Annotated in this window: 20 protein-coding genes and 1 pseudogene; 11 read left to right on the forward strand and 10 right to left on the reverse strand. The window is 43.1% G+C overall.

Annotated elements, in window-relative coordinates; all coding sequences use genetic code 11:
* Positions 1–340 precede the first annotated feature (340 nt).
* A complete protein-coding gene (locus tag NST40_RS18930) occupies positions 341–2,017 on the reverse strand; it encodes a hypothetical protein (RefSeq protein ID WP_076217829.1) in 1,677 nt (558 codons plus the stop codon).
* 229 nt (positions 2,018–2,246) lie between these two features.
* Between NST40_RS18930 and kduI the strand changes: the two genes are divergently transcribed.
* From kduI to kduD, 3 genes are read left to right on the forward strand one after another with little or no spacing between them, the layout of a single operon-like run.
* Complete coding sequence (kduI, locus tag NST40_RS18935) at positions 2,247–3,080, forward strand: 5-dehydro-4-deoxy-D-glucuronate isomerase (protein ID WP_036688322.1); 834 nt, start codon at positions 2,247–2,249, stop codon at positions 3,078–3,080.
* 34 nt (positions 3,081–3,114) lie between these two features.
* The gene (locus tag NST40_RS18940; RefSeq protein WP_076129821.1) at positions 3,115–3,870 is read left to right on the forward strand and encodes a DeoR/GlpR family DNA-binding transcription regulator; all 756 of its coding nucleotides are present in this window, start codon (positions 3,115–3,117) and stop codon (positions 3,868–3,870) included.
* A 43-nt stretch (positions 3,871–3,913) separates the two neighbouring features.
* Positions 3,914–4,669 (forward strand): 2-dehydro-3-deoxy-D-gluconate 5-dehydrogenase KduD, encoded by a 756-nt coding sequence (gene kduD, locus NST40_RS18945; protein WP_036688326.1) that lies wholly within the window; start codon positions 3,914–3,916, stop codon positions 4,667–4,669.
* A gap of 385 nt (positions 4,670–5,054) precedes the next feature.
* On the opposite strand, the gene NST40_RS18950 is transcribed toward kduD, so the two are convergent.
* Positions 5,055–5,495, reverse strand: coding sequence for a hypothetical protein (locus tag NST40_RS18950; protein ID WP_076217830.1), 441 nt, complete (start codon positions 5,493–5,495; stop codon positions 5,055–5,057).
* A 2-nt stretch (positions 5,496–5,497) separates the two neighbouring features.
* Positions 5,498–6,022 carry a hypothetical protein gene (locus tag NST40_RS18955; protein ID WP_280753090.1) on the reverse strand — a complete coding sequence of 175 codons (525 nt, stop codon included), beginning with the start codon at positions 6,020–6,022 and terminating at the stop codon, positions 5,498–5,500.
* 142 nt (positions 6,023–6,164) lie between these two features.
* Here NST40_RS18955 and NST40_RS18960 point away from each other — a divergent pair, with 142 nt between their 5' ends.
* Both NST40_RS18960 and NST40_RS18965 read left to right on the forward strand, forming a co-directional pair.
* Positions 6,165–6,815, forward strand: a complete 651-nt coding sequence (locus NST40_RS18960; RefSeq protein WP_076190947.1) for an NUDIX domain-containing protein — start codon at positions 6,165–6,167, stop codon at positions 6,813–6,815.
* Positions 6,812–7,356: pseudogene (locus NST40_RS18965) on the forward strand (GNAT family N-acetyltransferase). Before NST40_RS18960 ends, NST40_RS18965 begins: the two are co-directional and overlap by 4 nt.
* A gap of 49 nt (positions 7,357–7,405) precedes the next feature.
* On the opposite strand, the gene NST40_RS18970 reads toward NST40_RS18965, so the two are convergent.
* Positions 7,406–9,481, reverse strand: a complete 2,076-nt coding sequence (locus tag NST40_RS18970) for a beta-galactosidase (protein ID WP_076277801.1) — start codon at positions 9,479–9,481, stop codon at positions 7,406–7,408.
* Between the two features lie 155 nt (positions 9,482–9,636).
* Between NST40_RS18970 and NST40_RS18975 the strand changes: the two genes are divergently transcribed.
* The 5 genes from NST40_RS18975 (at position 9,637) to NST40_RS18995 (ending at position 14,129) form a co-directional block, all read left to right on the forward strand.
* Complete coding sequence (locus NST40_RS18975) at positions 9,637–10,542, forward strand: AraC family transcriptional regulator (RefSeq protein WP_342409897.1); 906 nt, start codon at positions 9,637–9,639, stop codon at positions 10,540–10,542.
* A gap of 69 nt (positions 10,543–10,611) precedes the next feature.
* Positions 10,612–11,484: a glycoside hydrolase family 43 protein gene (locus tag NST40_RS18980; protein ID WP_248548822.1), complete on the forward strand. Its 873-nt coding sequence runs from the start codon at positions 10,612–10,614 to the stop codon at positions 11,482–11,484.
* A gap of 20 nt (positions 11,485–11,504) precedes the next feature.
* Complete coding sequence (locus NST40_RS18985) at positions 11,505–12,491, forward strand: phosphotransferase (protein WP_342409898.1); 987 nt, start codon at positions 11,505–11,507, stop codon at positions 12,489–12,491.
* Between the two features lie 187 nt (positions 12,492–12,678).
* A complete protein-coding gene (locus NST40_RS18990; RefSeq protein ID WP_076277804.1) occupies positions 12,679–13,416 on the forward strand; it encodes a glycosyltransferase in 738 nt (245 codons plus the stop codon).
* Entirely contained in the window at positions 13,413–14,129 is a 717-nt protein-coding gene (locus tag NST40_RS18995; RefSeq protein ID WP_076190933.1) for a glycosyltransferase family A protein, read from the forward strand. Before NST40_RS18990 ends, NST40_RS18995 begins: the two co-directional genes overlap by 4 nt.
* 100 nt (positions 14,130–14,229) lie before the next feature.
* On the opposite strand, the gene NST40_RS19000 is transcribed toward NST40_RS18995, so the two are convergent.
* Positions 14,230–15,840 carry an S-layer homology domain-containing protein gene (locus NST40_RS19000; protein WP_342409899.1) on the reverse strand — a complete coding sequence of 537 codons (1,611 nt, stop codon included), beginning with the start codon at positions 15,838–15,840 and terminating at the stop codon, positions 14,230–14,232.
* A gap of 94 nt (positions 15,841–15,934) precedes the next feature.
* Positions 15,935–17,368, reverse strand: a complete 1,434-nt coding sequence (locus tag NST40_RS19005) for an MDR family MFS transporter (protein WP_076277805.1) — start codon at positions 17,366–17,368, stop codon at positions 15,935–15,937.
* 231 nt (positions 17,369–17,599) lie between these two features.
* Between NST40_RS19005 and NST40_RS19010 the strand changes: the two genes are divergently transcribed.
* Complete coding sequence (locus NST40_RS19010; protein ID WP_076217839.1) at positions 17,600–18,295, forward strand: TetR/AcrR family transcriptional regulator C-terminal domain-containing protein; 696 nt, start codon at positions 17,600–17,602, stop codon at positions 18,293–18,295.
* An 85-nt stretch (positions 18,296–18,380) separates the two neighbouring features.
* Here NST40_RS19010 and NST40_RS19015 read toward each other — a convergent pair whose 3' ends face one another.
* From NST40_RS19015 to NST40_RS19030, 4 genes are all read right to left on the reverse strand, one after another.
* Positions 18,381–19,982, reverse strand: a complete 1,602-nt coding sequence (locus NST40_RS19015; protein ID WP_341003074.1) for a hypothetical protein — start codon at positions 19,980–19,982, stop codon at positions 18,381–18,383.
* The gene (locus tag NST40_RS19020) at positions 19,975–20,688 is read right to left on the reverse strand and encodes an ABC transporter ATP-binding protein (protein ID WP_076217841.1); all 714 of its coding nucleotides are present in this window, start codon (positions 20,686–20,688) and stop codon (positions 19,975–19,977) included. The genes NST40_RS19015 and NST40_RS19020 overlap by 8 nt, the downstream gene beginning before the upstream one ends.
* A gap of 2,006 nt (positions 20,689–22,694) precedes the next feature.
* The gene (locus NST40_RS19025; RefSeq protein ID WP_342409900.1) at positions 22,695–24,434 is read right to left on the reverse strand and encodes an ABC transporter ATP-binding protein; all 1,740 of its coding nucleotides are present in this window, start codon (positions 24,432–24,434) and stop codon (positions 22,695–22,697) included.
* Positions 24,431–26,167 (reverse strand): ABC transporter ATP-binding protein, encoded by a 1,737-nt coding sequence (locus tag NST40_RS19030; RefSeq protein WP_342409901.1) that lies wholly within the window; start codon positions 26,165–26,167, stop codon positions 24,431–24,433. The genes NST40_RS19025 and NST40_RS19030 overlap by 4 nt, the downstream gene beginning before the upstream one ends.
* Positions 26,168–26,183: the final 16 nt, after the last annotated feature.

The raw sequence follows: 26,183 nt of genomic DNA on the forward strand, positions 1-26,183 counted from the left end.
TTCTATCTCACTTAGATATTAACCTTTATTGTGACAAATGTCTCTCAGAAAAATAGGGTTTAATGTAATTAATTACTATTTAGTAACCTAACACCGCTATTCTAAAGGGAAATGTGCTTAGGGAGGATTGAATTACCAAATCGTTAGGTCTAGTTTATCCAGATAAATCGTCGTTCACCCCAATTATAAGTATTTTGGACAAAATCACGTTTACGGATACTTAGGTATCTATTGCGGGCTGTGCAATGGGGCATCACATCCTTTCATGTAGCTCCTTATTAAAGAAGCCGGCCAAAAAAGGCCGACTCGGATTACTATTTATCACAGCAATTGTGTTTTTTTATACTGAATAATGATCTAATGAGATCTGGATTCCATTAAGCTGAGCTTGCGGTAATTCTGACTCCCTACTAATACTCAAAACTAAGCTTTCACCATCTATGTTGATATAATTCGCTGCTAATACCTCTCCCACTTCGAAATTCCTTTCTTTATGAGCCATAGCTGCGGCAAAAGCCTCTAAACCAATAATACCACATTCGGCAGCTTTCTTAATGCCCAATGCTTCAACGATTACACCGCCCGGCATCCCTGCGACGGATACCTCTATGAATCTGGACCGTTCCTGCAGCTGATAAGGGTGAGATAAATAAATAATAAAATACGTCTCACCAACCTGCCCGTACAATGTATTAGGCTCTTGTTTCCATTCCCCTTGGGGAAGTACACCGATGATCGTATTCTTCTCACCCTGAGGGATTGGGAATAAAGAAATGATGACATTCTTGTGATAGAGAACCTCCATATAACGGCTTTGATGACGGGGATCTCCCTCATTGTAGCCTTGTCCCGGATGGAAGAAATACAGCTGATTTGCGCTTCCCTCTCCACTCACAGGTAACGAAAAAGCCCAGCGAAGCTGCTCATTATCGAATTCCTCAACCCGCTCCCACATCCCGCCTGCTGCAAACTCCTCTGTAATATAAGCATAGGAATGAAGCAAAGGCTGCGGCTGTGGATCCGTTGGGACAACCTTCTGAGTAATCTTCCCTACTTCCATTGGTGTCTGGCGATTCATAGCTGCGGCTAATATTTCATCGGATGCTTGATAGAATAATAAACCGGCATACTCAGTGCGCGGCATCCTCTCAGGCAGCTGGAAATCTCCAAACTGAACATAATCATGAAGTACATTAGCATCGCCGGGAACATCATGCGGCCAGCCTCTAGAATGCGCACCAACCCAAGCGCCACGCAGATAGAATTCAGCTCGTACATTCCATAAATGGTCAAGCATTTCTTTAAGGCTCGTAGTAAGCTCCGTATCCTCAGGCGGGACAAGTTCCAACGCGCAGGTGAATGCCTGCACCCAATGCCAAAACCACGGTAGACTGCCGTATTCCGGCATCCCTTTAGTACGAATATAAGCCAGTGTATCCTTCAGACTCTGCCGGCCATCCTCAAGCAATATTTCATCCGCAAACAGGGTGCCAAAAATCAGCTTAGCAGCTGTATATTTAGCTTCATGATGCCCAAAAGTAACCACCGGCTTACGGTAGAAATCACTGCGATAAATATGTCCAAACGCTGTATTCAGAACTATGCGAAGTTGAGCATTTAATGCTCCTCCGTATCTTTTGCAAAAATACGCCAGCAGGTTGCCCATAAGCTCCACTGGTAACTCATGCGGTGACGCATCTCGCGGAACCGGATTCAAACCGAGCGGCCAATGACCATATAACTCCGTGCCGGGCTGCCGGTTCTGAAGCATTAAGATCTCCAGCAGTACATCCTGTGCTTTCTGTTTCGCTTGCTCACGATCAAAAGGCAGCTCAAAAGAATCATCAACAGCCGCTGCAAAAAGATACGAAGCATAATAAAAGTTATTTCGCACATCATCATGGAACCAGAGTCCACTTTCCAATAAAGGGCGTTGCTCTGCTTCCAGTGCTATATTAAAAATAATTTCTTGCTGACGTTCCTTATAAGTACTCTGGATATTTTTCAACCCCGGCATTACATTTCAACCTCCATCGTTTCAGTTTTATATCATCTTCCGGCATTCATGAAAATCGAGCATAATAGCTCTATTGTGCACACTTTCCGTTCATTTTGCAATTGGAAAAACCAATAAATAAACATAAATAAACGAAATAAAAAAGATTAGCACTTGTAAAATGAACATAAATGGACTAAAGTGTACCTATACGAACGATAATATGTACACAAAGGAGATTGAACATTCAATGGAAAGACGTTTCGCATCCCATCCTAATGAAGTAAAACAATTTGACACTGAGCGCCTCCGTAAGGAATTCCACATTCCCGTTATTTTTGCTCCTGATGAGCTAAAGCTTGTCCTAACCCATGAAGATCGTATGATCGTTGGTGGAGCTAATCCTGTAAAAGAAGAGGTTGCGCTAACTACTGACCTTAAAGAACTTGGGGTTACTTATTTCTTGGAACGCCGTGAACTGGGCATCATCAATGTCGGTGGTAAAGGCTCCGTGGTTGTAGATGGCACAGAATATGAAGTGGATTTCAAAGAATGTCTTTATGTAGGTCAAGGCTCTAAAGATGTAGTCTTCAAAAGTGCAGACGCTTCCAAACCTGCTAAATTCTATTTGAATTCTGCTCCTGCCCATCAGTCCTACCCTACTACCAAAACCACACTGGCCGATTCTGAATCCGGTGCGATGGGTGGTCTGGAGAACTCTAACGAGCGGACAATCCACCGCTTCATTCACACAAATGGTGTGCAAAGTGCCCAACTGGTTATGGGTATGACCCAACTGAAACCAGGCAGCATGTGGAACACCATGCCAGCACATACCCATCCACGCCGGATGGAAGCCTATTTCTATTTTGATCTTCCGGACGATTCCGTTGTGTTCCACCTGATGGGAGAACCTGACGAAACCCGCCATATCGTAATGCATAACGAACAAGCCGTTATTTCTCCAAGCTGGTCCATCCACAGTGGTGTCGGCACTCATAACTATACTTTTATCTGGAGTATGGCTGGCGATAATAAAAGATATGATGATATGGACCCCGTATCCATGAAAGAATTACAATAGAGATAAATCAACTACGGAAAGATGAGGCAGGCGGATGAACCCGATACGACGACACGAGATGATTATGGAAGTTATGCTGAACCAAAAAGATGTAACGGTGAATGAACTGAGCGATAAGCTTCAGGTTACTGGAAAAACAATACGCGAGGATTTAAGCAGGCTGGAGGAACAAGGGCTGATCGTACGTGTACATGGCGGAGCTGTGCTGGCACAAAGCGACCAGTTTGGTATTTTGCCCTCCAAGGACCCGCTGGATAAATACTCTGACGAGAAGACGGAGATTGCCTTGCGTGCGCTTGCTCATATTGAACCGGACGATATTATCGCTCTTGACGGCGGTAGCACTACGCTTGAAATTGCTCGGCGTCTGGACAATATGCCACTAACGGTAGTCACCAATGATGTATACATCATCAGCGAACTGGTTCCCAAAGATAACATCCGTCTGGTCGTTCCCGGTGGTTATCGTGTCCGTAATATGTTGGCTGGTCCTGAAGCCGTCTCCTATGTACAAAAGCTTAATATTCAAAAAGCATTCCTTTCATCGACTGCTATTCATATAGAGCATGGGCTCTCCATTTATACCGGAGATTTAATTGAGTTCAAGCAAGCCCTTGTATCTACAGCCCGTAAGGTATTCGCGGTTGTAGATCATCATAAATTCGGCCATACTGCACTGCGTACCTTCGCTTCCCTACAAGAAGTTGACGTGATTCTGACGGACAAAGGGCTCTCCCCCGAAACGGCAGATCAGTTCCGCAGTGCAGGCGTTACCATTGAATGCGGGTAAACCCGGAATAACAATCCATTTACAATAAAGGGGCGTAATTTATATGTCATCATTATTCAGCTTGGCAGGTAAAACAGCTATTGTAACAGGCGCAGCTCAAGGTCTTGGACAAGGAATCGCGCTTGCATTTGCAGAAGCCGGTGCAGACGTTGCGTCTGTCTCCCTTAATTCGAGTGAAGAAACAGTAAATGCAGCAAAAGCTTTTGGAGTAAAAGCAGTTAGTATCGAATCTGACTTAAGTGATCACAGCAAGCTGCAAAGCACTTTTGACCAAGCGCTAGAGCTGACCGGACATGTTGACATTCTCGTAAACTGCGCAGGAATGATCCGCCGTGCACCGGCAAAAGATCATAGTGAAAAAGACTGGTTTGATGTCATCAATTTGAACCTGAACACAGTTTTTCTTCTGTCGCAAATCGCAGGCCGCCACTTCCTGGAAAGAGGATCCGGCAAAATCATTAACATCGCCTCCATGCTCTCCTATCAAGGCGGAATCAATGTCCCTGGTTACACTGCGAGTAAACACGGGGTTGCGGGTCTTACTAAAGCTTTTGCCAATGAATGGGCAGGCTCCGGTCTGAACATCAATGCAATTGCACCAGGCTATATGGCTACTGAAAATACCGCTCCAATCCGTGCCGACCAAAGTCGTTCGGACTCTATCTTAGACCGTATCCCTGCAGCACGTTGGGGAACGCCTGATGATGTTAAAGGTCCTGCCGTATTCTTGGCTTCCGCAGCATCTGACTACTTGAACGGTCACGTTCTTAATGTGGATGGCGGATGGATGGCTAGATAATCCATACAAAAATGGGTGTCCCATAGGGGCACCCATTTTTTGTATGGATATGAAACACTATCGGACACAGCTGAACAATCTGCACACGCAGCAGCTAAAGACTCAACTGAGCGATCTGCGCACGCAGCAGCTTAAAGGACTCAACTAACCAATCTGCACATGCAGCACCTAAAGGACTCAGCTGACCTTATACACCGTTTTATCCGCTATTTGGATAGCTATCGGACCTCATAGCCGCTATTGGTGCAAAAAACACCAATTATAAGCTCTTTCATGAGCAATAGCGACGTTGGAGTCCGAAAACCTGCTCAAAAGGCGATAAATTCGCAAATAGGGGCATCTGGGTCCGAAAATCTCAGTATCAGTGGTTGTGGATCGTTGTGCATCATTTAAATAAGCTTGCAATGGAATTCACATCAAAAGCACTAGTCATTCTAAAGTTTCCCGAACTGTATTTGTCCTTCTTATCAAGATCTGTCACATACAGGAAGTTAGTATCCGTAAGATTCATGCCAAACCTCAAGCTGTTATTCACAATAATACTTATCCAGTAGGTCTCCGTAGATTTGTCCAAAGCACTACTTCTTCTCAATTTTACATCTGAAAAAGCATAAATGATCTTTTCAATTTCCTTCGGATCTTCAATCACTACCTTTTCATCCACTAAAGATTTCTCAATCTCGATTGAGGTGATTTCTGTTTCATCGATTTGATCCAACACTAAATTCTCAAATGAATTATAACTATGGTAGAGATTAATGATTACAGGGATTTCGATTAATAAAAAAATAAGTACGAGAAATACATAACGTTTCTTCATATTCATAATTATGAACACCCTATTTCTACAAACTCCTCTGGATGAGTGCGAATATATTCGCCGATAATTCTATGCGTATTTGGTGTCAGGTTCTTATATCGTTCGAATAACTCACTAATTACTTCTAACAGCTGAGGGTCTCGATCCAAATCCGTGATGGCCGCATCCGCCCACTCTTTACCCAGTCGATGATTTCTTTCCTCGAGAAATGTCTTTGTTTCCTGAAGCAAAAGAATCATGGGTGAATCGTCAAAAAATCGTATGCCTCCTATCACCCCTGTCCAATACCCTGGCAGGTCTTGCATGTAGGAAATCCAAGCATAATATTCCCCTTCGGAATTACAGCTGTGACCATATAGCACTCTGAACATACATAAGGCTTGTTGCCCCTCTGTGAGCTTCGAGATCACTTCTGATTTGGTCGATGGCGATTTTCCGCGAATCAGCTGAAAGGTAGGCTCCATACAGGCCCATCCTAACCTTTCATCACTTAAAGTGTCCAAGTCTTCCCGCTTCATGGCTACTAAATTCATTTAACTCCTCCTTTGATTAACATCCAAAAATATACATATATTTCTTAACGATGTCAATAAAAATCACTTGGGGACATTAAGCAATTCGATCGTTTTTATGATAGGCTTTAAGCAGTAGATATTTTCACAAAGGAGCTTTTCTATGCATAATGAGATACTTACTATATTTGATGAAGCGGGACACCGAATCGGTACAGCTCCACGGGCAGAAGTACATCGGTTAGGACATTGGCACGAGACCTTCCACTGCTGGTTTATAAGCAAAACCCAAGAAATCCCCTATATTTATTTACAGCTTCGTAGTGAGCAGAAACAAGATTATGCAGGATTGCTGGACATCACGGCCGCTGGACATTTGCTGACACACGAAACGGTAGAGGACGGGATTCGCGAGGTTCAAGAAGAACTCGGTTTGGAGCTAGCTTTTGATGAACTGATTCCCTTAGGTACGATTCCTTACAGTATGATCAAAGAAAATCTTATCGATAAAGAACGAGCGCATGTTTTTGTTTATAACAATCCTTATCCTCTGGACGATTTTAAGCTGCAAGAAGAAGAGGTCGCAGGAATAGTTATCACAAAGTTTGCCGACTTCCGAAGCTTTTGGCAAGGAGAAATACATAGTCTACAAATCAATGGTTTCAAAGTGGATTCAAACGGACAAAAAATCAACATTCAACAAAGTGTGGATCGGACTCATTTTGTGCCTCATGAAGCAGCCTATTTCACTCGGATCATTGAGGGCATCGAAGCAATAATTCTAACATCACCCATCGTCACGGAGGACATATGATCATTAATCCTCAAACATTTACAGTGAATGGAATCCAATACAGCATTAGATCTGCGGCCTCTCATGATGCTAAAGTGTTATCTGAATTAAGGGTGCGGATCGATGGAGAAACCGAGAATTAGATCGGGAACCAGGCGAAGCCTTTATTGACGAAAAAGGGTTTGAACAGCTTATTCAAGCCGATTCCGAGAAAAATAATAACCTTTTTCTAGTCGCAGTAGTTGATAATCAAATCGTTGCGTTCTCCAGATGCGAAGGTTATCCCTTAAAAAGATTTGCTCATAAAGTAGAATTTGGAGTATGTGTGCTGCAGGATTATTGGGGATATGGTATTGGAAAAAATCTTCTCGCCGAATCGATTGCCTGGGCTGACACTAATGGTATTCAAAAGATCACCCTAAATGTGCTGGAAACGAACACCAACGCTATTAAGCTATATCAAAAGCTTGGCTTTGAAATTGAAGGGATTTTAAAGAAAGATAAACTTCTATCGGACGGCAAATTGTATAACACCATTATGATGGGAAGAGTTAAGAACTGATTCTATTCAAAAAAAAGGCAGAACCTGAAACTCAGGTCCTGCCTTTTTATTATACTAATGCTTTACGCTTCAACATCGCAAGTCCATTCACCGCTAGATTCAATAGGGCCGGAGCTGAAAGACCTGTTTCCAAGTCTGTGTATTCCGCTCCATCCAGCTCTACCGTTTGCGGACTGCCGCTGAAATTTTGCACAAAAACATAATCACTTTCGCCATCTGTGCGAAGTTGTGCAGTCACACCTGCTGGAAGCTCACTATCCATCGCACGGGTAATTCCTGCCTTAGATGTGATCGCTGCGTATAGCTCAACATAGAACGAAGTGTCTTTCACACGGGTAGCAAGATGGTACGCATTTCCTTCACCAAAACGATTGACTGTAAGCGCTGGACGGCCCGCATAGAAATCGTTGCGATAATGCCCCAAAGCCTCTGCACCTTCCAAATGAATCAGCTCGGCTATCTCATGCGCATCGTAGTCACCGCTTAGCTTAAGTTTATTACCTACCTCCATTACTAACCCGTTCAGATCACGGCTGTGCAGCCCTTCTGTCTCCTCTGCCCAAATCCCCAGTGTTCTGCGCAGTGGACCAGGGAATCCTCCCAGATGACATAAATCCGTTTCGTTAACTACTCCTGACCAATAGGTTGCGAGGAATGTGCCGCCTTGCTCCACATATTTCTCAATGCGCTTTCCATTCTCTTCACTAATCAGGTATAGCATAGGGGCAACAACCAGCTTGTAAGCAGACAGATCATCTCCAGAGCCTATAATATCAACTGGAATGCCCAGCTCCCAAAGTGCACGATAATGCTGTAGCACCGTCTCCTCATAACGTAATCCAGAATTACGGATGCCTTGCGCATCCTTTATCGCCCAGCGGTTGTCCCAATCGAAAATAATCGCCGTCTGCGCCGGAGTGGACGTACCCACTACTTCCGTCATTCCCGCCAGCGTCTTTCCTACTTCCGCTACATCTTGGAATACTCGAGTCTCGGAGTGGCCACTGTGGTCTACAACTGCGCCGTGGAACTTCTCACTTGATCCGCGGCTTTTGCGCCATTGGAAATACTGCACAGAATCCGAACCATGCGCTACCGCTTGCAAGGAAGACAGCTTGTGCATTCCGGGACGTTTCAGCTTACTGACCGATTGCCAGTTCGTAAGGGATGGCGTGCTTTCCATCAGCAGGAACGGTTTCTTTTTAAAAGAGCGCATTAAGTCGTAGTGCATCGCCGTCCATGCTGCCAATCTAGTATCGTCACCGTCTTCGGTATAATGCCAGTCTGGATAAGCGTCCCATGAGACCACATCCAGGATTTTGGCCAGCTCGCGGTAATCAATGCCATCGATCATATGCATATTCGTCGTGATTGGCAGCTCTGGATTATAAGGACGAACGGTATTGATCTCGTGCTGGCAGAAATCAATCGTCCGTTCACTAACAAAACGCCGCCAGTCAAGATTCAAGCCGTGTACTTGTGTCTCACCATGTGGAGCTGGGGATTCAATCTGTGACCATGAAGTGTAGGTATGGCTCCAAAAAGTAGCCCACCAAGCATGATTCACCTCATCCAAACTGTTATTATATTTCACTTTCAGCCATTCTCTAAAAGCATCCTGGCAGAGCTCGCAGTGACACTCCCCACCGAACTCATTCGAAATATGCCAACCGATAATGGCTGGATGCTGGCTGTACCGTTCCGCTAACTTTGCATTCAGAATTGCAGTTTTCTCCCGGTACACTGGTGAGGTAAAGCAATGGTTATGACGGAAGCCATGCAAATTGTGAACACGGTTACGCTCCACTCTTAAGACTTCTGGATATTTTTGCGACATCCATGCTGGGCGGGCACCACTTGGCGTTGCCAAGATAGCGTAAATCCCATTCTCTGCAAAAGAATCAAGTACACCATCCAACCATTCGAAAGTGAACACACCCTCTTCAGGTTCAAGAGATACCCACGAGAAAATGCCTACGGACATGACATTGCAGCCCGCCAGCTTCATTAATCGGATATCCTCACGCAATACTTCCGGATATTTCAGCCATTGTTCAGGATTATAATCAGCACCGTGCAGCATGACACCAGCTTTACTGCTTATCGGGGAATGTTTTTTATTCATTGTGTACGATCATCCTCTCAATTCTGCCCATATATAGAATGGGACTATTCTCTGATGATAGGCTAGAAGCGTAAGCTATCTTATTCAGTAATCATCATTTATACTATTTATAATATAGGAAAAGTCATTTCAATCAGTAGGAATATAGTCTCGAAGTGATAGCACAAAATGAAGATGAGGTGATAAACCTGCTGCCTTTTTCTCTGATTGAATTACCGCGCGACTCTGGAACGTTGCCCCTATCCCCCTACTCTGTAGGTCGCCATATCCAATTCCATCATGTGCGCCCAGCAGGATTTCCTGTGTATCAAATCTTTTTAATCCGGACCGGAACCGGGTTATTTCGTGATCTGGAAAGTGGCACAGAAATCATACTGGAACCGGGGATGGCTTTTGCCTTCCCGCCCGATCGTGGTCATGAATATTATCCTACCTCTCATGAACCGTGGCATGTTGGCTTTATCGGCTTTCAAGGCAGTCAAGCTCATGGATTGCTGGAAGCGCTTGAACTGCTCCCTTCTGTTCCTTATCGAACGGATCGTTTTGAACAATGCTGGGAAGAAATCGGCCAAATCTGGCATACGGTGAATTCTCCTGCCCCCAATCGGCAGGACGAGATGTGGATGCAAGAGTTGTCTATCACACTCTATAGACTGCTCTTAATGCTGCGCCCTGCCAAGAGTTCAGAAGGCTCCGGTAAACGTCTAGCCTTTGAGTCGGTCCGAAATGAAGCCCTAACTACAGCCGTCGGGCTGATCAACGAACATTACACAGAACCGCTTCTGATCTCCAATCTTGCAGCAGCAGTCGGGTACTCTGTGCAGCATTTCCAGCGTTTATTCGTGCAGGAATATGGGGTCACTCCGCATAAGTATTTGCAGAATCTGCGGCTGGAGCGGGCGCTGCAATTAATGACGGAGGATGTGGAGATTCCCGTTCAAGATATAGCGCTTCAGCTGGGCATGGAGACTAATTATTTTATACGTGTCTTCCGAAAAAACTACGGCTGTACACCCGGAGTAATGAAAATACGTTTGCTACAAGGCGAGCAAATGAAGTAACGCTTCCAAGCCTAAAGAAGATATTGTAAAATTAAGCAGATGATAGCTTGTAAATTGGGGGCACCTTTAATGAAAACATTATCTGATATTAACTTTAGAGATCCCTATATCCTATCTGTGCCTGAACTTGGACAATACTATTTATTTGGCACAGATGGCCTAACAGCTTGGAGTGGCGCACCTCACGGCTTCGATGTATATATCAGCTCAGATCTTCAGGAATGGTCCGGGCCCATTGCTGCTTTTCGTCCAGATGCTGATTTTTGGGCTGATCATCATTTCTGGGCACCAGAGGTTCACCGCTACAACGGAAAATATTATATGTTCGCTTCTTTTAAAAGACATGGCGTTCCACGGGGGACACAAATATTAAGCGCGGAAACACCTGAGGGTCCTTATCTCCCTATCAGTAATCATCCGATTACCCCTGCTTCTTGGGAGTGCCTTGACGGAACGTTATATGTAGATAAAGAAGACAAACCTTGGATGATCTTTTGCCGTGAATGGATTGAAGTGACGGATGGAGAAATGTATGCCGTTCGGCTGAAGGAGGATTTAAGTGCTACTATTGGCGAACCTATGCTGCTTTTCCAGGCTTCACAAGCTCCTTGGACGGTAGGCGGCAAAGAAGGGCAATACGTAACTGACGGTCCTTTTATGCATCAGACTAGCAGTGGTGAACTGCTTATGTTGTGGTCTAGCAGTGGAGCTAGTGGTTATGCCATGGGTTTAGCCCGATCCGTCAGCGGTGACATTAGTGGACCTTGGCAACATGATCCTGAGCCTCTTTATGCCAAAGATGGCGGACATGGAATGTTGTTTCGTGATTTGACGGGCAGACTTATGCTGGCCATTCATGCCCCAAATCTCAACCCACAAGAACGGCCGCTGCTTATTAAGGTCCAGGAAAGCTCCAGAACGATTTCGATAAAATCATTGTAGTGTAGAACGGAGTAGAACCCTTGGAACAAAAGATTAAGTCCTTATTTAAGGATCAGATTGTAAGTGCTGCCTGCACGAAATACGGTATCCCCATAGATGAGCTAAGCTTCATTGGCGGATTTCAAAATTTTGTTTATGAATATCAACTTAGCAATCATCAATATATTCTAAGATTTACTCATAGCTCGCTGCGCAGTATGGAATTGTTAACGGCTGAACTTGAATGGATTCTATACCTGGCAGATCATGGCGTTTCCGTATCAAGACCCGTGGGTTCTCTTCTGGGTAATCTAGTTGAGCAAATAGAGATTGATGATTCATGCTTTATGGTATCTTCCTTTGAAAAAGCACAAGGAAAACGAATAGGTTACCCAGACTGCCTGAAGGATCTAGACCTCTATGAGCAGTGTGGCATGATCACTGGACAAATGCACAGATTAGCAAAATCTTATAAACCACAGTCCAAAAGACATGCGTGGCATCAGAACTACTACCTGCAGAATGTAACGAAGTTTATTCCTCCATCCCAAAGTGGCGTTTTAGAAAGCTGTAAGGCGCTTATGAATCGGCTAAAGCATCTCGACGCTGAAATAAATACCTATGGTCTCATCCATGGGGATATCAATGTAGGCAACTTTTTGGTCGACAATGGTAAGCTGACTTTGTTTGATTTTGATGAAGCTCAGTACAGCTGGTTTGTAGAAGATATCGCCATTCAACTGTATTATCTAGTCTACGTTTACGGGGATGATAGTATGGAGGACAGGCAGCTTCAATGTCAGCGTTTTATGGAGCATTTTCTAAAAGGCTACGTTAAAGAGAACAGGATTTCAGAAAATGAGCTGAAGCTAATTCCTCTTTTTCTTCGATTAAGAGAGATTATTGTTTATACAGGGATGTACCGGAGTTTTGATATGTCTAACCTAGATGATTGGACCAAAGATTATTTAACGCAGAGTAAGGCGAGAATCGAGAATAGCGTATCCATCATTGAATCTTATTTCTGAACAAACATCCAAAACGTTTCATATGAATTGTCTCTCTTACAAAACCCACAGCTATCACTGTGGGTTTTGTGTTCTTTAAACAAGTCCATTTTTGCTTTTAAGAGGTTGATATGCCGTTACTCTATCCTAACTTGGACATATCGTATTATGAGACTTTTCCCAAAAATGCATATGAGGGGTTGGTTAAATGAGTGCTGTACCTCACAACAAAGCGAAGCAACAAGGTGTTTCCATTATTACCTGTACCAATCGCCATAATTATTTAAACAACCTACTCCAAAATTTCAGCAGACAAAGATATGCAAATAAAGAACTTATCATTATTATCAATAATAATAAAATTCCACTATCCCCCTACCAAACCTTAGCTAAAAAATACAAAAATATTAAGATATATCGTAAACCTGAACAGCAATCTCTCGGTTCATGCTTAAACTATGCCGTAACAAAATGCAAATATCATACCATCGCCAAATTTGATGACGACGATTACTATGCCCCTCATTATTTGACGGAAAGTATTCTGACCTTAAAAAGAACTAAAGCTGATATCCTTGGAAAACGGGCTCACTATATGTATTTACTAGGTTCAAAGACTTTGATTCTTCGTTTCGCAAATGATGAACACCGAATAGTTACCCATCTCCCTGGCGCTACGCTCGTCTTCAACCGAAAAGTATTCGATCATGTAAAATTTCCTAATAAAAACGTAGGTGAGGATGATCTCTTTTGCAGCAGAAGCAAAAAGAAAGGTTATAAGGTTTATTCTGCAAGTAAAAATAACTTCGTTGCCATACGTAGAAAAAACTCTTCAAAACATACATGGATCATCAGTGATAGTACACTAATAGCTAACCATAAGATCATCCGGAATATTAAAAACTACAGGAATTTTGTTGGACGCCGTCCAAAGATTTCGTTATGAAATTAACTGCTGAATCTACTTCATCTGCCGTGTCTATTCTAACTTGTACAAAACGAATGGATTGTATTAAAACAATATTTGATAACTATCAACGACAGAATTTCAAATCAAAAGAGCTTATCGTGATCATTAATAATGATAGCTTGAAAATAGAAGACTATATACATGCTGCAAAAAAACATAAAAATGTACGGATCTATAAACTACCTGAATATCGTTCACTGGGGTTTTGTCTGAATTTTGGTGTGCACTTAGCGAATTATAGTTGTATCGCTAAATTTGATGACGACGATTATTATTCTGCCAACTATTTAACGGATAGTATGAACATCCTCCATAAAACTAAAGCTGATATCGTTGGAAAACGAGCTCACTATATGTATTTAACTGATAAGAAGCTACTTTTGCTTCGTTATCTTCATATGGAAAATAAACAGGTAACCAATGTTCAGGGAGCGACCCTACTCGTAAAACGAAATGTCTTCCAGCAGATTTCCTTTCCAGATTGGAATAAAGGTGAATGCGTTAAGTTTTGTGCGGATTGTGCTGCACAGGGCTTTAAGATCTATGCAGGAAATAAGTATAACTTCGCTGCGATTCGTAGAAAAAACTCCAAAGATCACACTTGGGTCGTTAGCGACAAGAAACTTCTAGCTCAAAATGTTAAAGTTCTAAACGTGAAAAACTTCAAAAAATACGTAACGCGAGGCTGATTTAATCAATCTAATCCTACCAGCTATGCCTTAGTAACCCAATAAAAAGACTGGACAGCAATATAGCTAAGCGGCTATTCGCATCCAGTCTTTCATATTTTTAAAAAGTATAATCGTAAAATTTCTCTGCATTCCTTAAGCTGGACCATACATCAGAACTTTCTCCGCCTATATACCAATAAGCTACTCCAGCTAGTTTTTTAGTAACCGCTAAGTTGTATTTAGTTATTAATGAACGCCCATCCTCAATCCAGATCGTATGTTTTATAGCTTGTTTCGAGTAGCCCGCGACATATTGTCCCAGCGAAGGATTCCACACGGGTCTCGATGCATAGCTGCTGATAATCTGATTTTGCTCCGGAAGCGTAATATATTGAGAGGATAAAACCGTCCCCTTCTGGTTCAATGTCCAATCCCGATTATATAAGGGCAATGCCAATATAACTTTTTGACTAGGTACAACTTTTAGGATTGTATTCACAGCCCTTTGATCATAAGAAAGCGAGGCATTGGACCCCGGAACTTGACTCCCGTCATAATGCTCATCATAACCCATCATCACCATATAATTCACTTGCTTGCCTAGGGCAGCATAGTCAAAAGCTTCTGTCCAATCCGTTCCAAGATCAGGAGATACATCCATCGACAGGATAACATCTAGCGAACGCATTTTCTCGGCTAATAAAGTAATAAACGAAGTCAAATACACACGATCTTCGGCCGCTACATTTTCAAAATCTATATTTAGTCCATCTAATCCATATTTACTCACTAAAGCAGCTAACTGATTGACTGCCGTATTCCTTGCGGTTGTACTCAACAGTATCTGATGCGTCGCTTCTTGATCCGATCGATTGCCAACCATCGCCCAGACTTGCTTTTTATTCTTTTTTGCCCAAGTTACCAGTGAGGCGTCTGTCGAATCCGTTACTGCCCCTGTTTTCCCAACATAATACCAACGTGGTGATAATGTGTTGACGTTCGATTGCAGAACATGATTCTCAAATTGTGCCGTCGTGAGACCATACTGCCAGCCTATAACAATACGTTTGTCCGGATTACTTTCCAGCTGTGCCGCCCAGCTTGTATGTTGCAGCACCCGATCCATCAGCACTGCCGTCTCTTGCCTGGTTATCGGGTCCGCGGGCCGAAAATTTCCGCTATTATCGCCCTTCATTACTCCGCGATCATTAACCTTAGCTACAGCAGCACTTGCCCAGCTAGCAATTTGTTGCCGATCCTTAAAATTAGTTTGTGCGGCAGTTGCAGTGTTTGTTTGCTTTAGAGCTTTGGCTATCCACACAGCCGCTTCCTGCCGAGTGACTGCTTTTGCGGGTGCAAAAGTAGTTGCCGAAGTGCCGTTCGCCAGTTCAAGCTGAACCGCAGCCTGAATCCAGCCGTAATACCAAACGCTTTTGGCTACGTCGGTATAAGGAGATACCGGACTCAACGCTGGATCAAGCTTCAACAGTCGATCAAGAACTGTTATAAATTCAGCTCTAGTAATCGATTGAGTAGGTGAAAATTTAGTATTCGAGGTGCCAGTTAATATATTCCGGTTATATAAATCTATGATTTCTTTTTTTGCATAACTAGTGTTTATATCGTCAAAAGGAACCCCGTTATCGGCCGATATATGCTGAATAAATACTCCGGCGGCTAGCACGACAGCGAGGGTTATTATAGTAAATCTAGCAAATATATTTTTCACGGGTTAAGAGATTCCCCCTTGGTTATCAATCTTTGAATTATACCAAGGATACAATCAATAAACATCGCTAAAATATTGGTAGAGTACGATAGGATCAGCTCTTCGGATTACGCAAAAAGAGACTAAGAACCACACCACACAGCGCCAAGCCCAATGAAACTAGGAACGTGTCGTGGAATCCTGCAACCATAGCCGCTGAGGGTAGTTTCTGATTCCCTTGACTCATATGTGTAGCTATATTGGAAGTCAATAAGCCCGACATTATAGCGACAGCAAAGGAACCCACAATTTGTTGCGCAGAGGCAGTAAGTGGGGTAACACGGCTGATCAGATCCTTCGGAGCGGCTTTAAGCACATGTGTACCGAGCTGCATAGTAGTTAATCCTTGGCCAAGTCCCATAATGGCAAAATAACTGATCATAACGTATACACTTGTATCATTTTGTAAACGTGACAAGAGAAAGAGTCCGGTGGACAGCAGCACAAGTCCAGAGAACACAACGGGCCGAGCTCCAAACTTATCAAATAACTTTCCTCCAATAATCATGCCAGCAAAGGATATTAATGCTTGGGGAATAACTAAAAGCCCCGATTCAAAGGAAGAAAAACCTCTGACCTGCTGCAAAAAAATTGGAATTAACAGAATCGAACCAAATAAGGCGAACTGATTAATCCAGGTCAAAATCATACCTTTACTAAATTCTAGAGATCGAAAAGAGCGAAGTTCCAATAACGGTTCTTTTTGGCGCAATTCCACGAAAATAAACAAGACTAAAGCAATGAAGCTGAACGCAAGAGATATAATCGTTATACGATCCCCCCAGCCATCTACTCCCCCTCTATGCACCCCAAATACCAAGCTGGAGAAGGCGAGCGGTGATAAAATCACACCCCAAATATCCAATTTAGCTTTATTCCCCTTCTCTATTACCGGAAGAAATTTCACTCCAACAATCATTGCAATAATGCCAATGGGAACATTAATCAGAAAAATCCAATGCCAGCTGGCATATTCCAACAGCCATCCTGACAGTACAGGGCCAAGAACAGGCGCAATTAACATCGGTAGTCCAAGCAATCCCATGATTGAACCTCTTTTATCGGGAGGTGCGATTTTGAATGACATAGCCATACCAATTGGAGCAATCATCCCTCCGCCTAATCCCTGCAAAATACGAAAGATTATCAGCTCTGTTGTGGATTGTGCCATAGAGCATAATAAAGAACCTATGGTAAACAATACGATCGAAGCTAAAAAAACACGTTTGGCAGTAAACTTATCCGAGAACCAACCGGCCAATGGGATAATTACGGATAAAGCCAGCGTATAACCCGTAATGGCCCACTGTATTGTTTTTAGGCTGGCATTAAAGGTTTTTTCAAGCTGCGGGATCGCTACATTCATAATTGTACTGTCGAGCATAACCAGCAGCATTCCTGTTATAAGTGCCAGTATTACGGGAAGTATTGCTTTTATAGAAAATTCTTTGGTGACTGGTTGGGATTGTTCCACTTGAAGATTACTCATGGGTCTATACACATCCTTTTTAATTTTTACTAATAAAATTGCTAACTGCTGCCTCCTTTTTTTAAAAAATCGCACCTTTAAACTAACAGTGTAAGATTAATATAGCACCCGTTTATTTGCTTGTAAATAAAAATATCTAACACTGTAAGATAAAGCGGTAATCTAACGATGGTAGACCAGCCATTCATCTTCGCTTATGATAGAGAAAGACAGTAACAGGAGGTCGTTTCGATGAGAATCAAAAATCTGCAAATCACTGAACAAGATATAATAAAAGCTTCTTGGGAGCTGTTGGATGATATCGGCATAGAGGCATTTAGTATGCGTAAATTAGCAGAACTACTAAAAATACAAGCCGCCTCTCTGTATTGGCATTTTAAGAGTAAACAGAGCATTTTCCAGACGCTTGCTAATGAGGTCGCCAAAGAAGCCCTCGAAACTGCGAATCTCGAAGGTACTTGGCAAGAACAGTTATTTAATTTTGTGGACCGAATTCGTGGGGTTTTACATAAGTATCCTTGCTCGGCTCAGCTGATGATGAGAACCTTGCCTTCTGAACCAAATTATCTATCTTTACTGAATACTTTGCTTCAGATCGTGGATCATCTTCCTTTAAACGATAGTGATAAATTCTCCTTGATAGCATGCGTGTTAAACTATGTAATCTCATTCGAATTGGACAAATATGAGCAGGATCGAATTGACTTAGCCATGAAAAATGAACCTAATGGAGATGCTAGAGTGGTTTTTAAACAATCGCTTGAGCACTTATCCGGGGATGGACCTAATGTTATAAAACGAATGTACGAAAACAATATTTTTAATGAAATTGGCTCCGATAAGATGTTCTATACAGGTCTAAAAATAATGGTGGGTGGAATTGAACAGTTAGCTAATGAACGACAAGAACAACAAGAGCGACGGTAGAACTTAGGGATTTTTCACGAAAATAAATCTTGCACAAAAAAAGGGCATCCCAGCAGCCAATTTCGGCTTTTGGAATGCCCTTTTTTTAAAGAGCCCGAAATAAAAATTCTCCTGTGGACTGGATGTATCTATACATCACTCCACACGCTACTAATATCACCACACCAATACCTAACATAACGAGATTACCATTTAGATCAGATAAAAGAAAACTAAAACCAAATGGAATCAGCAAGCTGATAAATCCTATAATCATCGCTACAAGGACCGAAGCACTTTGTTTAATTACAGAGACTTCATTGGTCCACTCCAGTTTAGGAAGCTTCAAGTTTACGATCACACCTACCATTGCGGTAAAACAAGCGTATAGGACGGGGATTATTAGCAATAACAAGCTCTCCATCCAGCCAGTGCCCAGAGAAATCATAAGAAGCACACTACTAACAATCACAATCGGCACAGTAATGGTGAGATTCACTGTGATTTTACTTAATAATATAGTTTTTGTCGGAACGGGAGCGCTTTTTAAAATCCAAATATGGTTACCTTCAAGCGAAATCGAACTCGATGTCGTACAGCTTAATGCTACAAAGAGGGAAACAAATAGTGGCGCCAATCTGCTTAGATAATTAGAGAGTTCTGGTATCTCAATAATCTTTCCTAATTGCTCTGAGCTAACAAACAGTAAGGTGATCGCCATGACAAGTAGCATTACCATACCAATACTTGTATTTAGCACATATATAGAAGAACTGAAATAGCGGCGCAGCTCTTTTTTATACAATGTGTAAAGCGGTGAAGAGACTGCAAGTGACCTCATTTGATACTTATTCTTTGAGTAAGAAGTCGTAAGACCTGTGTGTATTGCTTTATATTTGCTGCCAAGAATAAGGGTAAACAGCATAAAAGAAAGTAATGAAATTCCTATAAATAATAGTAAAGGAGCTACCTGATACGAGCAGACAGCATCTACATACATGACCGTCAAAGGATATAAGTTAAAGATTTGATCGGCAATTTGTGTGCTCATATCCGCAAGTAACTGCGGGTCATTCCCATTCATTTGGCTTGAACCCAAAATAATAACAATGATTACGGCAAAAGTCAGAATAAGACTTATTAAACGACTTCCTTTAAAACGTGAGGAAATCCAACTAATCAATGTCCCTATAATCGTTGCAGCAATGATCGGCACTAATGGGATAAATAGCAGCGTTATCATGAAAAATAAATAATACACTACTGCCGGATTTACCTTTATAGCATAAACTACACCTGCTGGCACCATCACCATCAATGAGAACAGTATATTCAGCACGTAGAGCTGAACTACACGGCTTGCTACGATATGGCTCGTTTTGATAGGCAGCGACATTACGAGATCGTAATCTTTGGAGCCAAATAATACCCCACTCGCCTTATAGATCGTTGTAAAAAATCCAATCAAGCAAGTAACAGCCATCATAATCGCAAGCAGCAGCTCTGGCCGGCCTATCTGTTCAAGGGTCTCTGCTATCATGAAGCTATATCCAAACGAAACCACTGCCATCATGACAATCCCTATTAAGATACCGATGCTCAGCAAAAGCATTTTTCGTCTTTCTTTCAAATCTCGTGTATGCAAAGCTTTATTTAACCCAAAGGATGAGATTAGCTGAATTTTCGTCAATCTCCAGATATTAATCATGTTTTATCAACTCCAAAAACACATCTTCAAGGCTGCTGTCACCCTTCACCTCTTCTGTTTTCCCATGAGTGATCAATTCACCCGCTTTGATAATGGCGATCTTATTGCAGAGCTTCTCGGCCACGTCCAGTACATGCGTCGAAAAAAAGATCGCACTGCCCTGGCTGCAAATATCCGCCATAATTCTCTTGAGCGTGTGTGCCGCTTTTGGATCAAGTCCCACAAAGGGTTCATCCAGAACCAGCAGCTTCGGTTTATGAATAAGCGCAGAGATAATCGCGAGTTTCTGTTTCATACCATGAGAATACGCGGAGATCAAATCCCCCAGATTAGAGGTAATCTCAAATTCATCGCTATATTTCTTTATCAATAACTCCCGATCCGCTTTCGATACGCTAAAAAGATCACCAATAAAATTCAAGTACTGAATGCCCGTCAGATGATCGTATAAATCCGGATTATCTGGAATATACGCAGTAATCGCTTTGCAGGCTAAGGGATCTTTTTTAATGGAGTACCCACCAATCTCGATATCTCCCTCCTCAAAATCTAAAACTCCGACCACTGCTCGGATAGTCGTTGTTTTACCTGCACCGTTATGACCGATAAAGCCGTAGATGTCACCTTTTTCGACCACCAAATTCAGATCATTTACCGCCTTCTTGCCACCCTTATAGCTTTTGGTAAAATGTTTGATTGTCAACATCTTGCCACTCCCCTTCCAATCTCATAACACTCTCAATATGCCATATTTACTGTAGCTTCGTCGTCTTCAATATACGTTTCTTATAATACGTTTAGCCCGTCCAGATAGTTCATTCGTTTGCAAATATTTATTTTGAGATTTTTACCTCTAACGGGTGGGATAAAATTACGATTAAGTGCAACACGGTCCGTAAGGGCAAACAAACTACTTTGGGGACGTTGAGTTAGCTACTTGGCTGACGATGAGATAGCTAACTTTGGAACGCTAAGCGAACTACTTGGGTGACGATGAGATAGCTAACTTTGGAACGCTAAGCAAACTACTTTGGAGACGGTTGGCTGACAGCTTTGGAACGCTAAGGCAGACTGACGATGAGCTAACTAAATTGGAACGCTAAGAAGACTGACGATGGGATAGCTACTTTGGAACGCTAAACAAACGACTTTCTAAGCAATCTACTCCGGATCAGAAGCAATCTACCTTTGGTGGTGGCAGCCATTGCTACGTATCGGACCGAGGCGCCCTTATTTCGCAAATTCACGCTCTTTTCCACCCCGTTCGGACTCAAATGAAGCTATTGTGCCACATCCGCTCCTTTTTGCTGCAAAATCAGCCGAATAAGTGCTATGCAGTCCATTACTTTGAAAAAAGGCGTCAAAAACACCATTTAGCTGCAATACGGTCCGTAACGGTAAACAAATCACTTTGGAATGATAAGCAAATTACTTTGGTGACGATGAGCCAACTACTTTGGAACACTGAGCAAACGACTTTCTAAGCAATCTACTCCGGATCAGAAGCAATCTACCTTTGGTGGTGGCAGCCATTGCTACGTATCGGACCGAGGCGCCTTTATTTCGCAAATTCACGCTCTTTTCCACTCCGTTCGGACTCAGATGCAGCTATTGTGCCATATCCACTCCTTTTTCCTGCAAATTCAGCCGAATAAGTGCTATGCAGTCCGTTACTTTGAAAAAAGGCGTCAAAAACACCATTTAGCTGCAATACGGTCCGTAAGGGGAAACAAACTATTTTGGAACGGTAAGCAAATTACTTTGGTGACGATGAGCCAACTAAATTGGAACACTGAGCAAACGACTTTCTAAGCATTCTACTCCGGATCAGAAGCAATCTATCTTTGGTGGTGGCTGCCATTGCTACGTATCGGACCGAGGCGCCCTTATTTCGCAAAATCACGCACTTTTCCACTCCGTTCGGACTCAGATGCAGCTATTGTGCCATATCCACTCCTTTTTCCTGCAAATTCAGCCGAATAAGTGCTATGCAGTCCGTTACTTTGGGAAAAGTCTCCAAAAACACCATTTAGCTGCAATACGGTCCGTAACGCTAAGCGAACTACTTGGGTGACGATGAGATAGCTAACTTTGGAACGCTAAGCAAACTACTTTGGAGACGGTTGGCTGACAGCTTTGGAACGCTAAGGCAGACTGACGATGAGCTAACTAAATTGGAACGCTAAGAAGACTGACGATGGGATAGCTACTTTGGAACGCTAAACAAACGACTTTCTAAGCAATCTACTCCGGATCAGAAGCAATCTACCTTTGGTGGTGGCAGCCATTGCTACGTATCGGACCGAGGCGCCCTTATTTCGCAAATTCACGCTCTTTTCCACCCCGTTCGGACTCAAATGAAGCTATTGTGCCACATCCGCTCCTTTTTGCTGCAAAATCAGCCAAATAAGCGCTATGCAGTCCGTTACTTTGAAAAAAGGCACCAAAACACCATTTAGCTGCAATACGGTCCGTAAGGGGAAACAAACTATTTTGGAACGGTAAGCAAATTACTTTGGTGACGATGAGATAGCTACTTTGGAACGCTAAGCAAACTACTTTGGGACGGTGAGCTAACTACATTGGAACACTGAGCAAACGACTTTGGTGACGGCGGGCTACACCCAAACCAAACCAAACAAAACTAACTCAACCAAAAAAAGCATTCACCCCCAATTTAGGGATTGAATGCTCTTTTTCTTAATGCAAAGTCTAAGCTGATGCGAACTGACTGTTATATAATCTGGCGTAATATCCACCGCTGGCTAGGAGTTGGTCATGCGTGCCACTTTCGACAATGTCTCCGTCCTTCATGAAAAGAATGAGATCCGATTCTCGAATCGTTGACAAACGGTGAGCAATTACAAAGCTGGTCCGACCAGCGATCATTTTTAGAAAAGCCTTCTGAATCCGTACCTCAGTCAGCGTATCAATACTGCTGGTGGCTTCATCCAAAATGAGCATAGGCGGATCTACGAGCATCACTCGTGCTATGGTAAGCAGCTGCTTTTGTCCTTGCGACAAATTATCTCCTGAGCCACTGATCTTTGTATCATATCCCTCAGGCAGGCGTTTAATGAAGCTATGAGCATTTGCAGCCTTAGCAGCAGCGATGACCTCTTCTTCGGTAGCCTCAGGTTTGCCGTAGACAATATTTTCTCTAATTGTGCCGCCAAACAGCCAGGTGTCCTGCAACACCATCCCGAAATTACGCCGCAGACTGTCACGGGTAATCGTCTTGATATCCACACCGTCAATCTTGATGGAACCCTTATCCACATCATAAAAACGCATAAGCAGATTAACCAGTGTGGTCTTCCCCGCTCCCGTCTGCCCTACAATTGCAACCCGGGTACCTGGTTTCACTTCCAGACTGAAATCATTAATCAGAGGACGTTCAGGATTATAAGCAAAGGATACTTTTTCAAAGGTAATCGTCCCTTGGCTTGTATTCATAATTTTGGCGTCTGTTGCATCCGCTGGTTCAGGCGAGAGGTCTAGAATGGCGAAGATCCGCTGCGCTGATGCCGTTGCCGATTGAAGCTGCGTAATCACACCTGTAATTTCATTAAACGGCTTAGCGAACAAGTTGGAGAAGATCAAAAAGCTGGACAAATCCCCTACCGTCACAAGCCCGCGAATCACCATAACACTACCGATCATCGCGATAACAGAGAAGGTAATATTATTTACTAACCGTGTTGTCGGATTGGACAAGGAACCGTAAAATTGTGATTTCACGCCAGTCTGGTACAAAGTCTCGTTTCGTTCTTCAAACTGGGTCAGTGCACGGTCTTCATAATGATAAGCTGTGACCACTTTTTGTCCGCCAATCATTTCCTCCACGTATCCGTTGAGACCGCCCAGAATTTTAGCCTGCTCCTTAAACATCTTCTGGGAGCGCATCGTAATGAATCTTGCCACAAAAAATGTAACGGGTGCTGACAGAAGAACAACTAGGGTCATTAAAGGACTAATGTACAACATAAGTACAATTGCCCCCACGATAGTGATGATCCCCGTGAGCAGTGTTGAGAAGCCTTGCAGCAGTCCATCAGAGACCGCATCCATGTCATTAACAAACCGGCTGATGCTGTCCCCTTGCGGGTGGTTATCGTGAAATTTTAACGGCAAAACATTTAATTTATCAAAAAGCTCCCGCCGTAAGTCATATACAGTCCGATAGGCAATTCGATTAGTCAGGTAGGTAAGAAGCCATCCGAAAAAGCTGCCGACAATATACACCCCTGCCAGAATCAAAAGCAGTCTAAGTACGGCGTCAAAATCAACCTCTCCCGGCCCGATCATAAAATCGATGGCGCTGCCGATGAGCAGCGGGCCAATTAGACTGGCAATCACACTGAGTATTGCGCAGATTACTGCACCTATAGCTATTTTTTTATAATGCCCTGTGTATACAATAAGTCTTTTCCAAATGTTATTTTTGTTCATTGGCCCGACTCCTCACTTGATAGCTGGGACAGGCAGATTTCTTTATACTCTTCACAACCACGCATCAGCTCCTCATGGGTTCCGACACCGGCGATCCGCCCTTCCTCAAATACCATTATTTTATCCGCTTGCCTTACAGTGCTTACCCTCTGCGAGACAAGGAGTACGGTCATTTCCTGGCTGCTCTCTTTGAGAGCCTTTCGAAGTGCCGCATCTGTGGAGAAATCCAGCGCACTGGAGGAGTCATCCAAAATAAGAATCGATGGCTTTCCTACTACTGCACGAGCTATGGTTAAGCGCTGCTTTTGTCCACCGGATAAATTTAATCCCCCACGAGATACTTGCGTATTCAACCCTTCGGGTAATTTACGTATAAACTCCTCCGCTTGAGCAATAGAGGCTGCCTGCATGATTTCTTCCTCAGTTGCATCTTCCTTGCCCCAACGTATATTCTCAGCGATCGTTCCTGTAAACAGCACAGCTTTCTGCGGTACAATCCCAATCTTCTCACGAAGCTGATGCAGCTTATAATCTCGGACATTCACACCATCCACTTTCACTTCACCTTGAACCGCATCATAAAAACGAGGGATCAAATTCACAAAAGTTGACTTACCTGAACCCGTACTGCCAATCAGGCCCACGGTCTCTCCGCGATTAATTACTAGAGATATATCCTCTAATGCCGATTCACCTGTCGTATTATACCCAAAGGATACGTGATCGAATTGTATAGCAGGGGCAGCAGGGGCAGGGGCAGCAATCACTGCATTTCCTTCCTCAGACACGGAGACCTTAACACCCAGCACTTCATTTACACGATTAGCTGAGGATGAGGCTTTTGTAAAAATAATAACCAAGTTGGAGACCACTATCAGCGCCAGCAAGATTTGAGTGATGTAATTGATGAAAGCAATGATCTCCCCTTGAGACAATCGGCCCCCATCGATATGAATTCCGCCTACCCACAAAATAGCAATGATTGCCGCATTTACTACAAGTGTAGTCATCGGCCCAAGCAAAGCTGAAATCCGCGAAACCCGGATCGCTGTAGTAGTCAAATCATCGGACGAAGCATCAAAACGTTCTTTTTCTGTATGTCTTTTGGCAAAAGCACGAATCACTCGAATCCCCGATAAATTCTCACTCAGTACGAGCGCAAGGGCATCCAGCTTCTGCTGGTATTTTCGGTACAAAGGAGCACTGCGGGTGATAATAAAATATAAAATAATGCCAAAAACCGGTGTTGCCGCAATTAGAATCAGCGATAATCTAAAATCCAAAATCATGGACATTAGGATAGCCCCGATACAGATAAACGGTGCACGAATAACTAGACGAATTAGCATAGCCACAGCAATTTGCAGCTGGTTTACGTCATTGGTAATCCGATTAATCAGTGTAGGTGTACCTAAGGTATCCAGCTCAGCATACGACAAAGAGGTGATATGTCTAAACATCTTATTGCGTAGTGTCGTACCGAATCCCTGTGAAGCCCGGGCTGCATAGTATTGGCATACCATGGAGCAGCCGAAGCCAAGCAGTGACATCAGCACCATTAGGCCACCCATGCGGTAAACATAGGCGCTGTCATGATTGCCAACCCCGTTGTTGATGATCAATGCGACAATGGTAGGCAAAATCAGCTCCAGAATCGCTTCCATCAGTTTGAAGATCGGTCCAATGATCGCTTCTTTTTTGTACGGCTTTAAATATACTGCAATTTTGAACAAATTCATCCACACCCAA

It is taken from the genome of Paenibacillus sp. FSL R10-2778 (assembly GCF_038593035.1).
GTDB classification, from domain to species: Bacteria; Bacillota; Bacilli; order Paenibacillales; family Paenibacillaceae; genus Paenibacillus_AQ; species Paenibacillus_AQ odorifer.

What these genes read in the sequence shown, in the direction of transcription:
- NST40_RS18930 (WP_076217829.1), bottom strand. Translation starts at nt 2,017, where the DNA reads ATGCCGGGGTTGAAAAATATCCAGAGTACTTATAAGGAACGTCAGCAA.
- kduI (WP_036688322.1), top strand. Translation starts at nt 2,247, where the DNA reads ATGGAAAGACGTTTCGCATCCCATCCTAATGAAGTAAAACAATTTGAC.
- NST40_RS18940 (WP_076129821.1), top strand. Translation starts at nt 3,115, where the DNA reads ATGAACCCGATACGACGACACGAGATGATTATGGAAGTTATGCTGAAC.
- kduD (WP_036688326.1), top strand. Translation starts at nt 3,914, where the DNA reads ATGTCATCATTATTCAGCTTGGCAGGTAAAACAGCTATTGTAACAGGC.
- NST40_RS18950 (WP_076217830.1), bottom strand. Translation starts at nt 5,495, where the DNA reads ATGAATATGAAGAAACGTTATGTATTTCTCGTACTTATTTTTTTATTA.
- NST40_RS18955 (WP_280753090.1), bottom strand. Translation starts at nt 6,022, where the DNA reads ATGAATTTAGTAGCCATGAAGCGGGAAGACTTGGACACTTTAAGTGAT.
- NST40_RS18960 (WP_076190947.1), top strand. Translation starts at nt 6,165, where the DNA reads ATGCATAATGAGATACTTACTATATTTGATGAAGCGGGACACCGAATC.
- NST40_RS18970 (WP_076277801.1), bottom strand. Translation starts at nt 9,481, where the DNA reads ATGAATAAAAAACATTCCCCGATAAGCAGTAAAGCTGGTGTCATGCTG.
- NST40_RS18980 (WP_248548822.1), top strand. Translation starts at nt 10,612, where the DNA reads ATGAAAACATTATCTGATATTAACTTTAGAGATCCCTATATCCTATCT.
- NST40_RS18990 (WP_076277804.1), top strand. Translation starts at nt 12,679, where the DNA reads ATGAGTGCTGTACCTCACAACAAAGCGAAGCAACAAGGTGTTTCCATT.
- NST40_RS18995 (WP_076190933.1), top strand. Translation starts at nt 13,413, where the DNA reads ATGAAATTAACTGCTGAATCTACTTCATCTGCCGTGTCTATTCTAACT.
- NST40_RS19005 (WP_076277805.1), bottom strand. Translation starts at nt 17,368, where the DNA reads ATGAGTAATCTTCAAGTGGAACAATCCCAACCAGTCACCAAAGAATTT.
- NST40_RS19010 (WP_076217839.1), top strand. Translation starts at nt 17,600, where the DNA reads ATGAGAATCAAAAATCTGCAAATCACTGAACAAGATATAATAAAAGCT.
- NST40_RS19015 (WP_341003074.1), bottom strand. Translation starts at nt 19,982, where the DNA reads ATGATTAATATCTGGAGATTGACGAAAATTCAGCTAATCTCATCCTTT.
- NST40_RS19020 (WP_076217841.1), bottom strand. Translation starts at nt 20,688, where the DNA reads ATGTTGACAATCAAACATTTTACCAAAAGCTATAAGGGTGGCAAGAAG.
- NST40_RS19025 (WP_342409900.1), bottom strand. Translation starts at nt 24,434, where the DNA reads ATGAACAAAAATAACATTTGGAAAAGACTTATTGTATACACAGGGCAT.